The sequence below is a fragment of the Aliiruegeria lutimaris genome, assembly GCF_900099935.1.
GTDB lineage: Bacteria > Pseudomonadota > Alphaproteobacteria > Rhodobacterales > Rhodobacteraceae > Tropicimonas > Tropicimonas lutimaris.
Genome location: NZ_FNEK01000015.1, coordinates 47,332 through 62,921 on the forward strand (window position 1 = coordinate 47,332; position 15,590 = coordinate 62,921).

General features: G+C 63.3%; 15 protein-coding genes. 8 read left to right on the forward strand and 7 right to left on the reverse strand.

Annotated features, from left to right (window positions below; genetic code table 11):
* Nucleotides 1–9 precede the first annotated feature (9 nt).
* The 7 genes from BLR85_RS09130 to BLR85_RS09160 all read right to left on the reverse strand — a co-directional run bounded on the left by BLR85_RS09130 (nucleotide 10) and on the right by BLR85_RS09160 (nucleotide 8,117).
* A complete protein-coding gene (locus BLR85_RS09130) occupies nucleotides 10–1,035 on the reverse strand; it encodes an extracellular solute-binding protein (RefSeq protein WP_093154152.1) in 1,026 nt (341 codons plus the stop codon).
* Nucleotides 1,036–1,071: 36 nt separating this feature from the next.
* The gene (locus BLR85_RS09135) at nucleotides 1,072–1,875 is read right to left on the reverse strand and encodes an ABC transporter permease (RefSeq protein ID WP_093154157.1); all 804 of its coding nucleotides are present in this window, start codon (nucleotides 1,873–1,875) and stop codon (nucleotides 1,072–1,074) included.
* Entirely contained in the window at nucleotides 1,868–2,776 is a 909-nt protein-coding gene (locus BLR85_RS09140) for an ABC transporter permease (RefSeq protein WP_093154162.1), read from the reverse strand. Before BLR85_RS09140 ends, BLR85_RS09135 begins: the two co-directional genes overlap by 8 nt.
* 4 nt (nucleotides 2,777–2,780) lie before the next feature.
* Nucleotides 2,781–3,878, reverse strand: a complete 1,098-nt coding sequence (locus tag BLR85_RS09145) for an ABC transporter ATP-binding protein (RefSeq protein WP_170844503.1) — start codon at nucleotides 3,876–3,878, stop codon at nucleotides 2,781–2,783.
* 79 nt (nucleotides 3,879–3,957) lie between these two features.
* Complete coding sequence (locus tag BLR85_RS09150) at nucleotides 3,958–5,415, reverse strand: amidase (RefSeq protein ID WP_093154172.1); 1,458 nt, start codon at nucleotides 5,413–5,415, stop codon at nucleotides 3,958–3,960.
* A 309-nt stretch (nucleotides 5,416–5,724) separates the two neighbouring features.
* Nucleotides 5,725–6,834 (reverse strand): M24 family metallopeptidase, encoded by a 1,110-nt coding sequence (locus tag BLR85_RS09155; RefSeq protein ID WP_093154177.1) that lies wholly within the window; start codon nucleotides 6,832–6,834, stop codon nucleotides 5,725–5,727.
* Nucleotides 6,835–7,142: 308 nt separating this feature from the next.
* A complete protein-coding gene (locus BLR85_RS09160) occupies nucleotides 7,143–8,117 on the reverse strand; it encodes a LysR substrate-binding domain-containing protein (RefSeq protein ID WP_093154182.1) in 975 nt (324 codons plus the stop codon).
* 117 nt (nucleotides 8,118–8,234) lie between these two features.
* Here BLR85_RS09160 and BLR85_RS09165 point away from each other — a divergent pair, with 117 nt between their 5' ends.
* The 8 genes from BLR85_RS09165 (at nucleotide 8,235) to BLR85_RS09200 (ending at nucleotide 15,585) form a co-directional block, all read left to right on the forward strand.
* Entirely contained in the window at nucleotides 8,235–8,705 is a 471-nt protein-coding gene (locus BLR85_RS09165; protein WP_093154187.1) for a TRAP transporter small permease, read from the forward strand.
* Nucleotides 8,702–10,000: a TRAP transporter large permease gene (locus BLR85_RS09170; protein WP_093154192.1), complete on the forward strand. Its 1,299-nt coding sequence runs from the start codon at nucleotides 8,702–8,704 to the stop codon at nucleotides 9,998–10,000. Before BLR85_RS09165 ends, BLR85_RS09170 begins: the two co-directional genes overlap by 4 nt.
* Nucleotides 10,001–10,043: 43 nt before the next feature.
* Complete coding sequence (gene dctP / locus BLR85_RS09175) at nucleotides 10,044–11,036, forward strand: TRAP transporter substrate-binding protein DctP (RefSeq protein ID WP_093154197.1); 993 nt, start codon at nucleotides 10,044–10,046, stop codon at nucleotides 11,034–11,036.
* 64 nt (nucleotides 11,037–11,100) lie between these two features.
* Nucleotides 11,101–12,201, forward strand: a complete 1,101-nt coding sequence (locus tag BLR85_RS09180; RefSeq protein ID WP_093154202.1) for an NAD(P)/FAD-dependent oxidoreductase — start codon at nucleotides 11,101–11,103, stop codon at nucleotides 12,199–12,201.
* The gene (locus tag BLR85_RS09185; protein ID WP_212635047.1) at nucleotides 12,176–12,484 is read left to right on the forward strand and encodes a (2Fe-2S)-binding protein; all 309 of its coding nucleotides are present in this window, start codon (nucleotides 12,176–12,178) and stop codon (nucleotides 12,482–12,484) included. The genes BLR85_RS09180 and BLR85_RS09185 overlap by 26 nt, the downstream gene beginning before the upstream one ends.
* Entirely contained in the window at nucleotides 12,471–13,865 is a 1,395-nt protein-coding gene (locus BLR85_RS09190; protein ID WP_093154212.1) for an FAD/NAD(P)-dependent oxidoreductase, read from the forward strand. The genes BLR85_RS09185 and BLR85_RS09190 overlap by 14 nt, the downstream gene beginning before the upstream one ends.
* A gap of 15 nt (nucleotides 13,866–13,880) precedes the next feature.
* Nucleotides 13,881–14,219, forward strand: a complete 339-nt coding sequence (locus BLR85_RS09195) for a RidA family protein (protein WP_093154217.1) — start codon at nucleotides 13,881–13,883, stop codon at nucleotides 14,217–14,219.
* 187 nt (nucleotides 14,220–14,406) lie between these two features.
* Nucleotides 14,407–15,585 (forward strand): TPM domain-containing protein, encoded by a 1,179-nt coding sequence (locus BLR85_RS09200; protein WP_093154222.1) that lies wholly within the window; start codon nucleotides 14,407–14,409, stop codon nucleotides 15,583–15,585.
* Nucleotides 15,586–15,590 lie beyond the last annotated feature (5 nt).

The window sequence follows — 15,590 nt, forward strand, 5'->3', positions numbered from 1 at the left end:
TGATTTCGCTTACTTCTGAAGTTCGGTCCAGATGGCGGTGTAATATTCCTGCGCCTTGGGCGAGCAGGTGGGCAGGAAGTGGCCGGCGGATTTCAGCTCCTCCGGAACGATGATTTCCGGCGCGGTCTTCATGTCCTCGGGCATGAACGCATCCGAGCCGGCGATGCCGTTGGCATAACGCGCGAAGGAGGAGATCATCGCCGCGTTCTCGGGCACCATGATGAAATTGAGGAACTGGTGGGCTTCCTCGACGTTCTTGGCACCCGCGAGCAGCATCACCTGGTCCATCCAGAGCGGGAAGCCTTCCTTCGGGTAGCCATAGACCACGTCCGGGTTCTTCAGCCGGGCTCGGAAAATGGCACCGCTCCAGTAGACCGAGGCCATGACGTCATTGGCGGCCATCTTCTCGGTCATGCCGTAATCCATCGACATCCAGTTGGGCTTGGCGGCCATCAGCGCATCACGCGCCTTCTTCAGAACTTCGGTATCCTCGGTGCAGGGCTCACCGCCGACATACCACAGAGCGAGCGACATCACGTCGTTCATCTCGGGCGTGACGTTGATCTTGCCGACCAGCGCCTCGGGCGTGTCCATGAAGATCGCGGAGGTGTTGATATCCCCGTCATAGGCCGTCTTGTTGACCGCGACGCCCGTCGATCCCCATTGCCACGGCACAGAGTATTTCCGGCCCGGATCGTATTCGGATTCCAGCCATTCGGGGGCGATATTGCCGTGGTTGGACAGCTTGGACATGTCGAACTCCTGCACCAGGCCCTTCTCGACATAGATCGGAACCCAGGAGTTCGACGGCACGACGAGGTCGTAGCCATGTCCGCCGGCCTCGATCTTGGCCATCGCGGTTTCGTTGCTGTCATAGTCGGTGACCGTCACCTTGATGCCGGTCTCGGCCTCGAATTTCTCGAGCAGTTCAGGGCTGGTGTAGTCGCCCCAGTTGAACAGCTGCAGCTCGCCCTCGGCCTGCGCCATCGAGGCGGCAACGAGGGTCATCGCCGTGGTCAGGAGTATCTTCTTCATAATTACCTCCGGGTTGGTATCTGGTTTTTCGCGGGTTCAGTCCCGCTTTCGCGTGAGTAGAAAGAAGGCGGTGAGCAAAAGCACCGTCAACAAGAGCAGCAAGGTCGAGATCGCGTTGACCTCGGCCGAAACGGACCGGCGTATCTGTGCCAGCATGTAGGTCGGCAGCGTATCCTGCCCGGCCGATTTCACGAAGAGGGTAATCACAACGTCATCGAGCGAAGTGACGAAGGCCAGCATCATGCCCGCGCCGATACCGGGCGCGAGAAGGGGCAGGGTAACATGGCGGAAGGTCTGCCAGGAGGAGGCGTAGAGGTCGCCGGCGGCGATCTCCAGCGTCAGGTCCATCCCTTCCAGGCGTGCGCGGATCGGCAGGTAGGCGAAGGGAATGCAGAAGGCGGTATGGGCGGCGATCAAGTAGCCGAGCCCCTGGTAGCCGGTGGCGACCTTGATCGAGGCGAAGAAGATCAGCAGCGCCACGGCGGTCACGATCTCGGGCACCATCAGCGGCTGGTTGATCAGCAGGTAGATGAAGGTCTGGCCGCGGGTCTGGCGGCGGCGGGTGGTACCGAGGGCGGCCATCGTGGCGACGGTGGTCGAGAGAACGGAGGCCGTTGCCGCGATGGTCAGCGAGCGCAGCGTGACCTCGCGCACCTCGGCATTGTTCCAGGCGACAGGATACCATTTGAGCGAGAAGCCTTCCCAGATCGCGATGCTGTCGCCGGCATTGAAGGAATAGGCCACGAGCATCAGGATCGGCGCGTAAAGCGCGACGAAGACGGTGATGGCAATGGTGGCGAAGCCCGGCAGGCGGGCGGCGGAAAAGTCGCGTCTAGCCATGGGGACCCTCCTTCGTTGCCGCCCGCGTATAGACAATGAGCGCGGCCGCGACGATCACGAGGAGCAGCACCGAGAGCGCCGCGCCGAGCGGCCAGTTGCGGCCAGGGCCGAACTGCATCTCGATGAAATTGCCGATCATCATGTTGCGTCCACCGCCGAGGATCCGCGGCGTGACATAGGCACCCAGCGAGGGGATGAAGACAAGGATCGAGCCGGCGATGATGCCGGGCTTGACGATCGGCAAGATCACCTTGCGCAGAACCTGCCAGCGCGAGGCATAGAGGTCGTAGGCGGCCTCGATCAGCCGCATGTCGAAACGGTCGATGGCGGCGAAGAGCGGCAGCACCATCAGCGGCAGGTAGACATAGGTCATGCCAATGAAGACGGCGAAATCGGTGTAGAGCAGGATCAGCGGTTCGTCGATCACGCCCAGCCACAGAAGGAAGGTGTTGAGCATACCTTCGGTGCGGATGATCTGGTTGATCGCGAAGGTGCGGATCAGCAGGTTGGTCCAGAACGGGATAGTGATCAGGAACAGCAGTGCGGCGCGGGAACGTTCCTGACGCGTGGCGATGAACCATGCGGTTGGAAAGCCCACGAGGAACGTAAAGAACGTCGTGATCAACGACAGTTTCACCGAGCGCCAGAAGATCTTCAGATGCGCATCCGCGAGGCTCAGCGTGCCATCGAAGATGTCGCGCGTGAGCACCGTTGAGACCCAGGCATCTGTCGAGAATTCCCAGACGACATTGCCGTATTTGCCGGGTGCCAGAAAGGAATAGACCAACATGATCAGGAGCGGTCCGGCGGCGGCGAAGATCAGGATGATCAGCGCCGGCGAGGAGAGCAGCCACATGCTGCGGGTCTCGCCCCGGGCGGTTTTTTCTTCGCCTGCGCTCATCGGCTCAATCCTCTAGGACCTGAAGCGCGCCGGGAGCGAAGATCAGCCCGACCTCGGTATCCACGGGCGGCGCGTCGCCGCCGGCCTCGTCGGACTGGAAGCGGGCGACGAGTTCGATGTCGTTGGCCAGCCGCAGCCGGACATGGCTGTCGGTGCCGAAATAGACTGACTCGGTGATAAGCGCCCGAAGCGTCGCTTCCGCGCCCGATGGGACGATGCGGATATGTTCGGGACGCACCGCGAGCGTGTGAGAGCCTTGGGGAGAAGCGGGATCGACGGGCAAGGCGATGTCGCCGCCTATGGTTGCCGTTGTGCCCGCGACCTGCGCGGGAATGAAATTCGTCTCGCCGATGAAATCCGCGACGAAGCGGTTCACCGGGTGGTTGTAGATCTCCTTCGGCGTGCCGACCTGGAGCAGGTTGCCGGAACTCATCACCGCGATCCGGTCGGACATGGTGAGCGCTTCTTCCTGGTCATGCGTGACGAAGATGAAGGTGATGCCAAGTTCGAGCTGGAGCCGCTTGAGCTCTGTCTGCATTTCCTTGCGCAGTTTCAGGTCCAGCGCCGAGAGCGGCTCGTCGAGCAGCAGAACCTCGGGCGAGGGCGCCAGTGCACGGGCCAGAGCCACGCGCTGCTGCTGACCGCCCGAGAGTTGCTGCGGCTTGCGGTCGGCCATGGCTTCGAGCTTCACCAGCCCAAGCGCGCGGTTCACCACCTCATCGATTTCGGCTGCTGGCCGGCCCAGCATGCTCAGCCCGAAGCCGACATTCTGGCGCACGGTAAGATGGGGAAACAGCGCATAGCTCTGGAAAACCGTGTTCACCGGACGCCGGTTCGGCGGCTGCTCGGTAATGTCATGGCCGTTGAGCAGGATATTGCCCTCGCTCGGCGTCTCGAAGCCGGCGATCATCTTCAGAAGCGTGGTCTTGCCGCAACCAGACGGACCCAGAAGGGTGAAGAACTCGCCTTTCCTGATGCTGATCGATACGTCGTCGAGCGCTACGACGGCATGTTGGTCCGTGCCATAGACCTTGCGAAGTGAAACTGCCTCGATTGCGACGTCCCGCACCTGTGCCTCCGGGTGTTCGATGAATATGATCAAATCCTTTCCACAAGCTGGACAGATGCAACTCTGCCTTTTGATAAAATTATCGGCGCCCTTACGGGAGGTTGGGCGTTGCCTAAGAGATGGGCGTTTGCGCCTTCGATATGGGCGGTCGGCGATGAAACCAGGGGCGGGCGCGTTCAATTTCCGCGCAAAGCGACAGCAGCAATGTGTCCGCACCGAACCGCGCCGCGAGATGAACACCCACCGGAAGTCCCTCTGCCGTCCAGTGGAGCGGAACGGTCGCGGCGGGCTGGCCGGTGGCGTTGAAGGCCGCGGTGAACGGGGAATAGGTGAAGACGCCGTCGGGGCCGGTGCGGTAATCCACATAGTCGGCGCGGTGATGGCCGAAGCGGCCGATCTTCGCCGGCGGCTCGCCCATGGTTGGCGAGAGCAGGATGTCGTATCCGCACATGAAGCCCTCCATAGCACGGCCATAGGCATGGACGATGTTGACGCATTCCAGGTAGCGGTCGCCGCTGACCGTCGCGGCATGAGCGACTGCGCTTTGCATGACCGGTTCGATCTCACCATCCTCCAGCGGCCGGCCGCGGGCCGTCACCGCGCGGCGGACAGAAAGTGCCGCCCCGCAAGCGACGATATCGGTCCAGGCGCGCATCATGCCGGCGGTATCCGCCTCGGCCGGAAGGGCGGGGGTGACGTGATGGCCCATCTCTTCCAGCAGTTTTGCCGCATCGTGGACCGCCGCCACGCAGTCCGGATGCACCGTGGCACCAGTGAAGCTGGTCTCGCACAGCGCGATGCGCAGACCTTTGGGCGCGCGTTCCATGGCCTCGACGAAGCTCTCCTCCAGCGGCGGCGCGCGGTAGGGCGCGCCGAGATCCGCCCCCTGGCAGCCGTCGAGCAGGATCGCCGTGTCGCGGACCGAGCGGGTCAGGAAGCCGTCGATGGCCATGCCCGCCCAGCCTTCGCCGACATAAGGTCCATCCGGCAGGCGCGCCCGCGTCGCCTTGAGCCCGAATAGGCCGCAATTGGAGGCCGGGATGCGGACCGAGCCGCCGCCGTCGGACCCATGGGCCGCCGGCACGATGCCCGCCGCCACGGCCGCCGCCGAGCCGCCCGAGGAGCCGCCGGGCGTGCGCGAGAGGTCCCAGGGGTTGCGGGTCGGCCCGCCATAGACAGCGGCTTCCGTCGCCGGGCCAATGCCGCCTTCGGGCGAGGTGGTGCGGCCGAAAACCACCAGCCCCATCGCTTCCAGCCGCGCATAGATCGCCGAATCCTGCGCGTAACGCATATTGGCGAAGAGCCGCGAGCCGTTATTGGTCGGATAATCTACCGCTTCGGCGCCGAGATCCTTGAGCAGAAAGGGCACCCCCCTGAGCGGCCCGTCGGGCAAACCCTCGGCGATCTTTTTCCGCGCGACGTCCTCGGCGAGCATGACGACGGCATTCAATTCGCCGTTAACCGCCCGAACCCTTTCCAGAGCAAGATCAAGCAGTTCGCCGGGATTGACCTCGCCGTTGGCAACACGCCCTGCAAGCGCGGTTGCGTCCAGCGAATCGTAATCGATCATATCGTGCGTCTCCCGGCGACTTTCCTGATGCAACCCTAGCCGTGCTCCGGTCGGTCGGGAAGTCTCATATGTGCAGCCTGCAACTGGGCGCAACGCGTGGCCAATCGAAGGGCGGAACGAATTCCGGGAACAAGTGGTCGTGAAGGCAGCCCAAAGCCAACCGGACCGGGCCGAAGCATTCGCAGGAAACAGGGAAAAACGCCCGGAACCGGGAGGCGGCGCGGTGGATTGGGGATCCTTGCGCTCCGTGGGAGCCCGAGAACTACCTTCCTGGCCTGGGGGGCGTTACCTGAGGTTTGCGCGGTTCGATCAGGCCGGGACGACCGAACAGGAATCGGAGAGCGCCTCGACGCCCGTGTCGGACAGAACGTAATCGTTCTCGATACGGACGCCGGCGCGCAACTCGGCGTCGTAGAGGCCCGGCTCAAGCGTGAACACATCGCCTGCCGCGAACCGGTCGTCCCAGTGCGGATTGATGCGGGGCGTTTCAACGGGGCGCAAACCGATGCCGTGCCCCAGATGCGTCCCGAAGCTCCAGCCGCGATAGCCGTCGAGGAAACGCGACACCTCCTGGTAGACGGAGCGGCAGGAGACCCCCGGTGCGATCATCGACAGCGCGAGATCATGCGCCTGCGCGACCCGGCGGGCGGCGTCGCGTTGTGCCGGGGCCCATACCCCGCTGACCGGATATGTGCGGCAAAGGTCGGAATAGTAGCCACGGATCATGACACCTGTGTCGATCGGGACGAGGTCTCCCGCCCGAAGCGGGGCGGTGCGTGGCGCGCCGCCCATCGCGCAGCCGCGAAAATCGTTTCCCAATTCGCCGATCGGCTGGCCCGCTGCCGCCACCGCCGCCGCCTGATAAGCCGCGAAAAGGTCGATCTCGCGGGTGCCGTCGACCAGCAACGGCTCGATGGCGGCAAAGGCGGATTCTCCGGCCGCGGCACCCGCCGCGATCAGCGCGATTTCGTCGCGATCCTTGGCGCGGCTCAACCGGTCGATGTCCATGCGCATGTCCACGGGCTCTACCTGTTCCCAGAGCGCGAGCGGCAGATTGCCTTCGACGCCAAGGCGACCGCCGCGAGGTAACAGGTCGCGCAGCTGGTCCAGCGCCAGATCCCGCAACTGTGGGCGCAGCGAAGACATCTGCGCGCCTTCGAACGCCCGCACTTCGTCGGCAAACGGGGTGCTATCGCCAGGGGTCATGCAACACAGCACGGCGGGGCCGTCGGCCTGGATCAGCCCGAGGGCCGGGAAGACATCCCGTGCCCAGTAGTTGAACAGCCGGCACAGCTGACCACGGTCCGCGACGAGAAGCGCGGCGCAGCCTGCGGACCGCAGGGTTTCGCGCAGCGCCTCCTGACGGCGGCGGCAAAAGGCTTCCTCCAATTGATGGCCGACCAAGATTGCAGACGTCATCCCGGATTCTCCCTTCACCTGGCAGTGTAGTCCCTAGAACGGCGGAACAAGGTTCGAGCCGTTGGTTTCAAGCGCAATAGGCCAGATTGAAGCGGGCACTGCTCGTCCCGATGACGCCATGCCAGGCCCTGGACGGTCCCTTTGTCCGTTTTGTTCATTCGAACACGGGGACGGTGCTGCAGAGATTGGGTAACGGCGCCCGAAAACCGGCCTATGACCTGAGCCCGGATCGACCTGCCTCCACCAATTCGGAATGCATCTCAGCATGTGAGAGAAGCCATGCCAAATATCCTTGTCGCGCGGCGATCTCAATCCGCGTCGGCGGTCGTGCTTTCGATACCTGCGATCGGACCTTTCATCAGGTGAGCCTCCGTTTTCGCCTGCATTTCCTGAATGGCGTCGGTCAGATATGAAGAGAATGCCTGTTCCAGCCGGGCGCTGCCTGCATAGGCTGGCCGGAGGATGGAAACACTGTTGCTGATGCGTGGCCGAAATCGCCTGATGACAAGTCCTCGTTGATCAGACCCCAGAAAGACATGACTGTAGGCCGTGATCATGTCGCAGACCATGTAGCAGAAACCCTCCGCCACGAACTCCAGGCCCGGAAGGGATGTTCTCAATTCGAGGCGCTTGTTGAAGCGAGCCCCCGCGGAAACGAAGGCCGCCTCGGTCTGCGTGGCCGTCGTATGGTCTTCGAATAGAACGGCCATCGGTTTGCCGTCGAGGTCTCCAGGCGTGATTTCCATGCGCTGGGCAAGCGGGTCAGCAGCCGGCAAGACGCAGACGCATTCGAGGTCGAAGTCCACCTGATTCACCGAAGCTCGCCGCACCGGCGTTTCGGCGAAGCCGATATCGAACTGTTGGGACGCCACCAGATCCTCGATGATGTCGGAGGAGCGCATGATCAGCGACAGATCCACACCGCTCTTTCCGGCAAGGAATTCGGCCAGGAGACGCGGCATGAACAGGCCGGAGGCGGCCGGATGACAGGCGACGCGAAGCCGACCGGTTTCGAGAGATCCGATCCTGCTGAGTGTCTGTTTGGTGCGTTCAATTCGTGCAAGGATGGCCTCGGCCTCCTCGAGAAGATAATGCGCCTCTGGGGTCGCTGTCAGCTTGCCATGCTCCCGGATGAACAGGGCAAAGCCAAGCTCTGCCTCCAGCGTGGCAATCATCGTGCTTACTGCGGGCTGGGTTCGCCCAACCGTCTTTGCTGCCCGCGAAATCGATCCGCTTCGCATGACTTCCCGGAAGGTGCTGAGTTGTCGGATCGAAAGGTTCATAGCGTGAGTATAAAGCAATTTTATGATTTCACAAAAATTATCAAATTGATTTAATGGGCGCTGTCCAGTGAAATCCTACGAAAGCCGCGCCGGGAGAGCGCCGCACTAGGGGACACCATGGACACTTTCTCGAAATACCTGCTCACGTGCCTGATCGGCGTTGTCGCGCTCGGTCAGTTCGTGCAGGTGATCACACGCTACGTTCTCCAGATTCCCGTCATGGGGCTGGAAGAGACGATGCTTTATCCGACGGTCTGGCTCTACATGCTGGGCGCGGTGAACGCCTCGCGCGAGAACACTCATATCCGCGCGAATGTCCTTGAAATCTGGCTGACCACCAAGCGCCAGCACACGGTACTTGCCATTGTCGGCGAGATCATAAGCCTGATTGTCGGCCTGTGGCTTCTGAGTTGGGCGTGGGACTTCACGCGCTACTCCTGGCGCGTCTGGAAGGAGAGCCCGACCCTCTACATCCCGACCTTCTATTCCGATATCTCGCTCTTCATCGGGCTGGCGCTGATGATGCTCTACACCGCTTTGCACCTGCTGAGACACATCCGCACCCTTTCCCGGGAGACAGCCCGATGATCGAGATTGCGCTCCTTGCCATCGCCGTCCTTGTTCTGACGCTCACACTTGGGGTTCCGCTGCCCTACTGCTTCGGCGCTGCCCTCATGGTGATGTATTTCATCGGCGACGTGACGATGAAAGGCATGATGATCTGGGGATTCCAGCAGCTCGGCAACCCGGTCCTGCTGGCTATCCCACTCTTCGTCCTCGCCGGTACGATCATGTCGGAAAGCGGTATCGCGGCCTCGCTGCTCCGCTTCGTCAACGCCTTCATCGGCCATATTCGCGGTGGTCTGGGCGTCGTCGCGGCCGTGTCCTGCGCGGTGATCGGCGCCATCTCCGGCTCCGGCCTCACCGGCATTGCCGCGATCGGCCCGCTGCTCATCCCCGAGATGGAAAAGCGCGGATACCCGCGCGAATACGCCACCGCGCTCATCGCCAATTCCTCGATCCTGGGCCTGCTGATCCCACCTTCCGTCACCATGATCGTCTATGGATGGGTGACCGACACCTCGATCCTCGCCTGCTTTCTTGCCACGCTGGGGCCGGGCCTGCTGATCATGTTCAACTTCTCGGTCGTAAACCTCTGGATGAGCCGCAAGTTCGACCTGAAGCTCGACGAAAAACCGACTTTCAGCGAGCTGTCTAGCGAGGTCGTCAAGCGCGGTTTCAACGCGACGCCCGCGCTGCTCATGCCGGTAATGATCCTCGGCGGTATCTATGGCGGCATCATGACGCCCACCGAGGCGGCCGCCCTCGCCGTGATCTACGCCGTTCCCGTCGGCTTCTTCGTCTACAAGGGGCTGCGCTGGGAGAATTTCCTCAGCGCCGGGAGCGAAGCCGCGACCGCCGTCGGTGCGATCATGATCATGATCCTGTTCTCGATGATCCTCGGCCAGATGTATGTCTACGAGAGCATCCCGCAGCAGCTTGTCAGCGCGATCTTCGGCATCACCGAGAACAAGGTGATCCTGCTGATCCTGATCAACATCCTGCTGTTCCTGGTGGGGATGGTGGTGAACGACGTCACCGCCATCATCCTGATCGCCCCGCTGCTGCTGCCGCTGATGAACGCCATCGGCGTCACCCCGGTGCAGTTTGCCGCGATCATGGGGGTCAATACCGCGATGGGCGGCGTGACGCCGCCTTATGCCTCGATCCTCTATCTCGGTGCTCGGATCGGCAACGTGAAGGTCACCAAGGTGATCCCGCCCGCCATGGTCCTGATCGTCACGGGCTATGTGCCCGTGGTCTTCCTGACCTCGCTCTGGCCAGACCTGTCGCTCTACCTGCCGAGGCTCTTCGGCTACTGACTACCTCAACGATAACCTATTGATATCCAACGGAGGACTACCCATGAAACGCTTTCTGATCGGAACGGCTGCCACCGCCCTGATGGCGCTCTCGAGCGTCGCCACTGCGGCGGATCTCAAGATGAGCCACGTGCGACCGCAGGACGCCACCATTGACGTCGAACTGCGCGCCTTCTCGGAGGCTGTCGCCGAGGCCACCGGTGGCGACGTGACAATAAACATCTTCCCGGCCTCCGCGCTCGGCGACTACACCACCGTGCAGGAGCGGGTCAGCGTCGGTGCCATCGACATGGCCACCCAGCCCGCCGCCACCGCCGCCGACCGGCGGATGCAGATCAGCTCCTTCCCCTACCTCGCGAACAGCTGGGAAGACGCCCGCGCGATCTACGGCCCCAACGGCCCGGTCCGCAATGTCATGGCCGACCTCTATGCCGAGCAGGACATCACCATGCTCGCCGCATACCCGGTCTATTTCGGTGGCATCTCGCTCAACACCGATCCGGTGAACCCGGGCGATCCGAGCCAGTCGAACGGCATCAAGGTGCGCGTGCCCGGCATCAAGTCCTTCCAGCTGACCGGCGAGGCGCTCGGCTACATTCCTTCGCCGATCCCGTTCTCCGAAGCCTTCACCGCCATCCAGACCGGCGTTGTCGACGGCGTGATCGGCTCCGGTGCCGAGGGCTACTACGCCTCGTTCCGCGACGTGACGAAGGCCTATGTGCCGGCCAACACGCATTTCGAAGTCTGGTACATGATCATCTCGAACGGCTCGATGGCCGAGCTTGACGCCGAGGATCAGGAGGCCCTGAAGGCCGCCGCTACCGAGTTCGAAGCACAGCGCTGGACGGTCGCCGAGCAAGACCAGGGCAAGTGGGAGCAACGCCTCGTCGATGAGCTTGGCACCAAGCTTGTGGAACTCTCCGACGACGAACTGGCCGCCATGGCCGCCAAGGTCCGCGAACAGGTCTGGCCGATCGTCCTCGAAGATGTCGGCGCCGAGTGGGGGCAGGGGATCCTCGACCAGATCGGCAAGTAACGACAATCGGGGCGACGCCTGTCGTCGCCCCATTTCCCACCACATCTCGTCCAAGGACAAAACGATGGAAGCAGACTATGCGATCATCGGAGGGGGAGTCGTCGGCCTGTCCGTGGCCTGGGGGCTTCTGAAACGCGGCCATCGCGTCATCGTGCTCGATGGCGATGACGGGTCATTCCGCGCCAGCCGGGGGAATTTCGGCCTGGTCTGGGTGCAGTCCAAGGGCATGAACCAGCCGCGTTACGCGCGCTGGTCGCAGGAATCCGCCGCAATCTGGGCCGAGTTTGCCGCGGAACTGGGCCACAATACGGGCCGCGACGTGCCGCTGGAGCAGAAGGGCGGCTACGACCTGCATTTCTCCGAGGAGACCCTGCAGGCCACCGTCGAGAAATACGAGGTGCTCAAGGGGCAACTTGACGGCGACTACCCGTACGAGGTTCTCGGTCACAACGCCCTTCGGAAGGAGGAGCCGCATATCGGCCCGAAGGTCGTCGGTGCGATCCTGCACTACCAGGACGGGCACGCGAACCCGCTCAAGCTGCTGATGGCGCTTGCCGACGACGTGCGCCGCATGGGCGGGCAGGCCCTCAACGGCAAGACCGTCACCGAGGTGTGCAAGCCGGACGGCTTCCGCGTGCGATGCAGTGACGGCACGATTGTCGAAGCGAGAAAAGTCATCCTCTCCGCCGGTCTCGGCGCTGCCAAACTTGGCCCGACGCTCGGCTTCAAGGCGCGGGTGCGCCCGCAACGCGGACAGGTGCTCATCACCGAGAAACTGCCGAAGATGATCAACCGCCCGTCCCTGATCGCGCGCCAGGTGGACGAAGGCGGCATCCAGATCGGCGCCACCAACGAAGAAGTCGGCTTCAATGACGATGTGACCCAACCGGGCCTATCCGGTCTCGCCGCACAGGCGATCGCGGCCTACCCGGCGCTCGGCAAGGCGCAGCTTGTACGCAGCTGGGCGGCGCTCCGGGTGCTCTCGCCCGACGGGTTGCCGATCTACCACGAGAGCCCGGACATGCCCGGCTGCTATCTCGTCACCTGTCATAGCGGCATCACGCTCGCCGCCGCCCATGCCCGCTACCTGCCGGACTGGCTTGAGCGGACCGATGCCGCCCCGGATCTGGAGGTGTTCAGTGAAGACCGATTCACCGTTTCTTGAACTGGAGGACAGCCCGCTTGTCGCGGTCTGGTTCGACGGCGCGCCGCTGGAATTGCCCGACGGGGCGAATCTTGCCGCCGCACTCCTCGCCGCGGGTGTTGGGGTGTTTCGCCACACGCCCGTCTCCGCCGCGCCCCGCGCCCCTTTCTGCATGATGGGCGCCTGTTTCGACTGTCTCGTCGAAATCGACGGCGTCGTGCGCCAGGCCTGCATGATGGAGGTTGTCGAAGGACTGCGGGTTTCCAAGCCGCATGAGACAGGGGGCAAGCATGAACCGGAGTGATCTCGTCGTCATCGGCGCAGGCCCCGCCGGCATGGTGGCGGCCGCGACCGCCGCGGAAAAGGGCCTGAGCGTGACGCTTCTGGATGAACAGTCCCGGCCGGGCGGGCAGATCTACCGGGATGTCGACCGCGCAGCCGGGAAGCGGGGCGATATCCTTGGTCCAGACTTCAAGCACGGCACGGCCCTGACCCGGGCACTCCGCGAGAGCGCGGTCGAACATGTTACCGGGGCGGTGGTTTGGGCCATCGAGGACGGATTCCGGATTTCCTACACGAAAGCAGGGCCCGCCTCGCAGGTTGCGGCCGACAGGATCCTCCTCGCGACAGGCGCACTCGAACGGCCGATGCCGGTTCCGGGCTGGACCCTGCCCGGGGTCATGACCGCCGGGGCGGCGCAGATCCTGCTCAAGCAGTCCGGCGTGATCGCACGCCGCGCCGTCATCGCCGGCTCCGGCCCGCTGCTTTATCTGATCGCCGCCCAGATGGTGCGGGCGGGCACGCCGCCCCTTGCGCTCGTCGAGACGCAGTCGCGTGCGGACCTCCGCCGCGCTGCCCGTCATGCCGGCGGCGCGCTGCGCGGCTGGCAGTACCTTGCAAAGGGGCTGAAGCTTATGGCGGAGATCGCCCGGGCACGGGTACCCCGCTACACAGGCGCAACGAACATCGCCATCGAGGGCGATGGCCGCGCAGAGGCCGTGAGCTTCCGGAGCAGGGGGCGCAACCAGCGTCTCGAATGTGAAACGGTTCTGCTGCATCACGGTGTCGTGCCCAACACGCAGGCCGCCCGATCGATCGGAGTTGCCCACCGCTGGAACGCGACACAAGCCGCATTCTCACCTGTGCTCGACCAATGGGGCGCGACCGAACTGGAGGGCGTCTACATTGCCGGAGATGGCGCCGGGATCGGTGGCGCCGAGGTTGCCGAGGTCGCGGGAAGGCTGGCCGCCCTGCAGATCGCCACGCAGGCCAAACGGCTTTCCGAGGCGGAGCGGGACAGGCTGGCCGCACCGCTCTTCAGCCGAAAGGCGCGGGACATGGCAATCCGTCCGTTCCTCGACACGGCCTATCCGCCGGCGGCCGAGGCGCTCTTGCCCGAGGACGCAACGATCATCTGCCGGTGCGAGGAAGTCACGGCGGGCGATGTCAGGCGCTACGCGGAAATGGGCTGCCTTGGCCCCAACCAGACCAAGGCCTTCGGCCGGCCGGGAATGGGCCCATGCCAGGGCCGCTATTGCGGGCTGACCGTCACGGCCATACTGTCGGAGGCCCATGGGCAGACGCCGGACGAGACAGGATATTTCCGGATCCGCCCGCCTTTGAAGCCGGTGACACTTGGCGAACTGGCGGCAATAGAAACGCCGGTACAGGGCGCAGCGGAATAGGAACAGGAAAACGAGATGATTGAACGGATCGAAACCGGCACCCGCATGAGCAAGATCGTGAAGCACAACGGGGTTGCCTACCTGTGCGGTCAGGTCGGCGACGGAGAAACGGTTGCCGAGCAGACGCGGGATTGCCTTTCGCGCGTGGAAGGGCTGCTGGAGACGGCCGGATCCTCGCCGGAGCGTATGCTCCAGGCGGTGATCTGGCTCGCCGACATGGCAGATTTCGACGAAATGAATTCGGTCTGGGACGCGTGGGTGCCTGCGGGCTACGCCCCGGCACGCGCCTGCTGCGAGGCAAGGTTGGCCCGTTCCGATCTCAAGGTGGAGATCATCGTGACCGCGGCCTGCTGACCGGATCGAATTAGCCGGCACCGCCGCGGCAACTGAACGAACCTCGCGGAACAACTCGGGTGGAGAACACCGGGGGTGACCTCTGGCGCATCGGGTTCGGACAGGTTTTCGAAACCCGCTGGCGGCCCTTGACTCGAATGGGGCGAGGGCGTGCACTCTGGAGTGTGATGCATCCGGAGGCAACACGGTGACCAGACAAGATTATGGGATTGCCGCGAAGATCGTCGCGGTCTTGGTGGCGCTTTTCCTAGTAATGGGCTACGTCGCCGGGCTGATGAGCGGCGGCGAAAGGCCTGTATCGAGCGCGCCGCCCGAAGGACCGGTAACCTTCGAGGCGGGCAGCCAGGTCGACGAGCGTGGCAACAACGGTACGCCGATTCCCGGTTATCGTGACGTCTATATCAACGACTACGCCGGTCTCCTTGAGGAGGCCGCCGAGGAGCGCATCCGGCTCGACCTCATCGAACTCTATGACCAGACCGGTATAGAAATGACCGTTTTGACCATCGGGTCGATGAAGGACTACGGCTACGACGGCACCATCGAGAGCTTTTCCACAAGGCTGTTCAACACCTGGGGCATCGGGAATGCGGACCAGAACAATGGCGTTCTGATCCTCGTTGCGCGCTATGATCGGCAGATGCGCATCGAGATCGGCGCCGGATATGCCGCTTCGCGCGATGAAGACATGCAACGCGTGATCGACAAGGTGTTTCTGCCAGCCTTTCGCCGTGACGCATACCAGGAGGGGATCGAAGCCGGCGTGGATGCCACCATCCGTGAAGTCGCCGGTGTGTATCCCGGCGGCTATGAGCATTCCACGCTTGAACGCGGATGGTCCGTTATCTGGCGGTCGCTTCAGAACTTGGGCGGATGGTTCCTTGGCATTGTTGCGGTGCCGCTCGGCGCGGCGCTGGTCTGGTTCCGCCGCTACCTTCGCAACCGTCCCCGTGCCTGCGGTCATTGCGGCACCATGATGCTCCGTGCCGGCGAAGAAGCCGACGACGAGCATCTCGACGGCGGCCAGAGGTTGGAGGAATTCCTCAAGTCGGTGGACTACGATGTTTGGCATTGCCCGGGTTGCGGGCACATGACGATCGAACGCTACCAGGGGTGGTTCACAACTTACTCGACCTGCCCTGAATGTGGCTACCGGACGCTCGAGACCACGTCGCATGTACTGAGCGCCGCAACCAAGACCAGCACCGGTCGCAAGCGCATCGACTATGACTGCAAGAACTGCAGTTATTCCGACAGCGAAACCCGCACGATTCCGAAGATTTCAGAGAGTTCTTCCTCCGGTTCCAGCCGCTCGTCCTTCGGCGGTGGCAGCTCATCCGGTGGCGGTGCCAGCGGCAGCTGGTAGTGCGC

Excerpts from the sequence above, each read along its gene's own strand:
- BLR85_RS09130 (WP_093154152.1), bottom strand. The coding sequence starts at position 1,035 with ATGAAGAAGATACTCCTGACCACGGCGATGACCCTCGTTGCCGCCTCG.
- BLR85_RS09135 (WP_093154157.1), bottom strand. The coding sequence starts at position 1,875 with ATGGCTAGACGCGACTTTTCCGCCGCCCGCCTGCCGGGCTTCGCCACC.
- BLR85_RS09140 (WP_093154162.1), bottom strand. The coding sequence starts at position 2,776 with ATGAGCGCAGGCGAAGAAAAAACCGCCCGGGGCGAGACCCGCAGCATG.
- BLR85_RS09150 (WP_093154172.1), bottom strand. The coding sequence starts at position 5,415 with ATGATCGATTACGATTCGCTGGACGCAACCGCGCTTGCAGGGCGTGTT.
- BLR85_RS09155 (WP_093154177.1), bottom strand. The coding sequence starts at position 6,834 with ATGACGTCTGCAATCTTGGTCGGCCATCAATTGGAGGAAGCCTTTTGC.
- BLR85_RS09160 (WP_093154182.1), bottom strand. The coding sequence starts at position 8,117 with ATGAACCTTTCGATCCGACAACTCAGCACCTTCCGGGAAGTCATGCGA.
- BLR85_RS09165 (WP_093154187.1), top strand. The coding sequence starts at position 8,235 with ATGGACACTTTCTCGAAATACCTGCTCACGTGCCTGATCGGCGTTGTC.
- BLR85_RS09170 (WP_093154192.1), top strand. The coding sequence starts at position 8,702 with ATGATCGAGATTGCGCTCCTTGCCATCGCCGTCCTTGTTCTGACGCTC.
- dctP (WP_093154197.1), top strand. The coding sequence starts at position 10,044 with ATGAAACGCTTTCTGATCGGAACGGCTGCCACCGCCCTGATGGCGCTC.
- BLR85_RS09180 (WP_093154202.1), top strand. The coding sequence starts at position 11,101 with ATGGAAGCAGACTATGCGATCATCGGAGGGGGAGTCGTCGGCCTGTCC.
- BLR85_RS09190 (WP_093154212.1), top strand. The coding sequence starts at position 12,471 with ATGAACCGGAGTGATCTCGTCGTCATCGGCGCAGGCCCCGCCGGCATG.
- BLR85_RS09195 (WP_093154217.1), top strand. The coding sequence starts at position 13,881 with ATGATTGAACGGATCGAAACCGGCACCCGCATGAGCAAGATCGTGAAG.